2 protein-coding genes are annotated in these 3,421 nt (G+C 37.6%); both read right to left on the reverse strand.

Annotated features, from left to right (window positions below; genetic code table 11):
- Positions 1-213: 213 nt before the first annotated feature.
- Complete coding sequence (locus HNS38_RS19810; protein WP_172346977.1) at positions 214-2,262, reverse strand: glycosyl hydrolase; 2,049 nt, start codon at positions 2,260-2,262, stop codon at positions 214-216.
- Positions 2,263-2,329: 67 nt separating this feature from the next.
- Positions 2,330-3,313 carry a hypothetical protein gene (locus HNS38_RS19815; protein ID WP_172346978.1) on the reverse strand — a complete coding sequence of 328 codons (984 nt, stop codon included), beginning with the start codon at positions 3,311-3,313 and terminating at the stop codon, positions 2,330-2,332.
- Positions 3,314-3,421 lie beyond the last annotated feature (108 nt).

The raw sequence follows: 3,421 nt of genomic DNA on the forward strand, positions 1-3,421 counted from the left end.
CTTTTTTGATGGCATTTGAAGTGATTTCTGTAAAGGTAATTAATTTCTTTCAAACTCCAGGGCCTCAATCCTTTCGTGCCTCAAGGCTTTGATCCCTTTGCTTAGCCTATACGTCACAAAAAAGGAGCCCTAAAAGAGCTCCTTTAACCAATGTTACAAATACAAAAATCATCTTATGATATCTTTTCTAACATTGTCAATCAATTAATCAAATCAGTGTTTAACTATTTTTAATGAGGTTAATACCTTATTATAGCTAGTTACAACTAGTATATACATTCCATTTTTATGGGGATATGGAACGATATGTTCTAAATTTCTTTCTAAATCTCCTTCATCTACCTGCACTCCCATACTATTGAATATTTGATAATGCACCTCCTCTTCGGCATAAAGATGAAGCTGATCGCCTACAGGATTAGGATAGGCTTTTATAATGGAGGAAACATTCTCTAATTCTTCTATGTCATTATAATCTTTTTGTAATTCGTTGAATAATTCTGGGAGTTGGTCCATAAACATGCTGAAATCGCTGGCATAGAAATCCTGAAAATCGGGGACACTGCTATGCCCAGGATAGGGTGCATAAAAATGGGAAGTGCTGGCATTTCTCCATACTACGGCATAGGCTATTTTCTTACTCACCTCATCGCTAATAATGGGCTCCTCCAAAAAGGTAGTGAACCAGTTATCCTTGGTAATTCTCTCCAAACCTGTTTCTGTTAGAGCTGCAATTTTATTTCTCTCTTCTGCCATTTCCACCACATAAATCAGTTGCTCCTGGAATTTATCTAAGGTGCTTTCATTTTTCACATCTTGATAATCATCGAAACCCAAAATATCGATATACTCATCGCCAGGATAGCGTTGTAGGTATTTGGCTTTATTGATAAAAACATCTGGAGAATAGGAGAAAAGTAGATTATTTACTTGTTTTTCTTCAATCAGATAATCAACGGTGTATTGCCAAAGCTCTTTGTATTCTTGAATGGAACAATGGGACTCTCCCCACCAAAACCAATCGCCATTATGCTCATGCCAAGGTCGGAAGATAATAGGGATAGACTCTCCTCTACTTCCTTTTATAGTTTTACAAAACTGGGCAATTTTATCTAAACTGGACACAAAAGATTCGTGATTGAATCCTCCGGGCATTAATGAAGTCACCACATTAGAATCGGGATAAGGATTATTCTCCCAATAAAAATCTCCACCAAAGGGATTATCATAATGCCAGCAAAAGGTATTGATTCCTCCTTGGTTATGGAAGAACTCTACTCTGCTCTTATCTTCAGAAGCATTATTTCCTGCGGCTATTCCCATAAAATCCCAAGAGGCAACTGCAGGATAAGAACCACATACATCTTTTACATCAGATCTATTGGCTTCACCAGTCCAGTTAACCCCATAGGCTGTGACATCGTGATGGCCAAAAAGCAAATGATGACTAGAAAGTTGTTGTAGATTATAGTATAGATTTCTGGTTTCTCGAGTGGCATCAACATTGGCAAGAATCAAAGTTTCTGAACTAACTACAGCATCTCTAATGCAAGCCAATTCCATTATTCTTGTGGCTTCATTTAATTGTAGTAATCCTAAATCTATTTGCTCTTGGGAGGCTTCAGTATGGTCTAAAACTTCTTGTGCTTCAAAAATGGCTGAAGCATAAATTTCTTTTGAACCTGAAAGGAATTGGCCTTCTTGGCTGCCCTCCTCCGCTTGGTCATGATAGGTATTTGCTGAAATTACAGCTTTGTTTAATGATACTTTAGAGGAGGTCTCTAATAATAAATCATCCATAAAAAACAGGCCTTGAGCATTTGCTGTGCTACCGGCATCGAAATAGAAAAACAGGGTGGTGAGTTGACGAGTTTCCTCGCTTAAAACCTCAAAGGCAATCTCTTGCCAGTTGGTACTTTCTTGCAATTGTATTTGAATCCAATCGTCGCTACCATTATCATAAACTGGCTTTACCGTCAATTGAGTAGCGATATCTACTTTTATTTTCAGATGAATGGTATAACTTCTTAATGCTATACTTTCGTCCATATTAAAATGAAACTGATCCCATTCCCAGCTGTTTTCATTTCTCAAATAATCAATCTTCATGGATTCATTTTCGAGACCTAAAGTAAAAGTAGTTCCTTCTGCATACCAGTTTTCTTTTAATGCAACACCAGAAAAATCATCGAGAATAATGCTTTGGGTATAAGCCAAAAAAGGAAGTAAAAGTAAGAGCAGAATTATGGATTTATGTTTCATCTTGATCTGTTTATTAAAAAAGAAGCTGCCCAAACCTTTTTGTTCGAGCAGCTTCTCTTCGTATTATTTACTTCTGAAAGTAAGGTCCATCAGTAAGTATCAAATTGTCAACGAATAAGTCATAAGGACCAACAGGTTGATTATTAGAGTTAAATCCTAATTTGATGTGAGTAAGTCCTGAGAAGTCTGGCTCATCGGTATCTGCACCCCAATTACCCCAAGCAGCGGTATTTACATTGAGTGTATAGATTTGCCATCCATCATAAGCAGGAATACTCCAATTGGTTCCCCATTTACCACCATTATAGTCGCCTACTTCGGCTTCAAAAGTAACTTCACGGCCTTCGTTATTTACCCAGAAACTAATATAAGGAGTTCCTACTTCAGTAAGGTCAATAGTGAGATCATACATCTCAAGATTTCCCCACCAGTTCCAGCCTTCTTCAACAACTTCGGCAGAAACTTGTAAATAATTAGAACCTTGTGGAGCTGCTAAACCACCACCATTGATTGCACTTGTACTAGTTACCATTGATTGCCAGTCACCATGTACAAACGGATCGTTGCCATCTTCAAAATCGAAGAATGTAAATAAAGTTTCAGTAGTATTATTAGGAGAGCTCACAGGGCCATCAGTAATTTGGAAATTATCCATATTGATTTCCCATCTGTTTCCTGCACCAACATCACCAGTTCCCATTCCTATTTGGATATATCTAATGATAGAATAGTCAAGAACACCATCATTATCGTCACCATCCCAACCATTGGCACCCCAATTTTGGAATTCAGTTCCAGGACCAATAGGTATAGAAACCCATTGCCATTCGCCATTGGTATTGATAGCATCTACGTGGTTCGCAAATTTCTCGCTTTCATAAACTTCAAACATAATTCTAGCTACACCACTTCCACTATTTATCAATAATGAGATATGTGGGTCGCGGAATTGACTTAAGTCGATTCTTGTAAATCCTGCATCACCAGATTTATCACCATAGGCTACTTCACCAAAATATGCCCAATCAGCAGATTCAGGAACAGGGTCCATTTTTACTGTTTGGTAGTAGCTTCCACCAGAAGGTGCATAAGCTTCTATACCTGAAAACCTGAGTTCGGTTTTTAACTATCTGAAATTCAGTTGTTAATCGTAATATTT

Source organism: Lentimicrobium sp. L6, assembly GCF_013166655.1.
Taxonomy (GTDB): Bacteria; Bacteroidota; Bacteroidia; order Bacteroidales; family UBA12170; genus UBA12170.

Coding starts and splice junctions, on each gene's coding strand:
- HNS38_RS19810 (WP_172346977.1), bottom strand. CDS start 2,262: ATGAAACATAAATCCATAATTCTGCTCTTACTTTTACTTCCTTTTTTG.
- HNS38_RS19815 (WP_172346978.1), bottom strand. CDS start 3,313: ATGGACCCTGTTCCTGAATCTGCTGATTGGGCATATTTTGGTGAAGTA.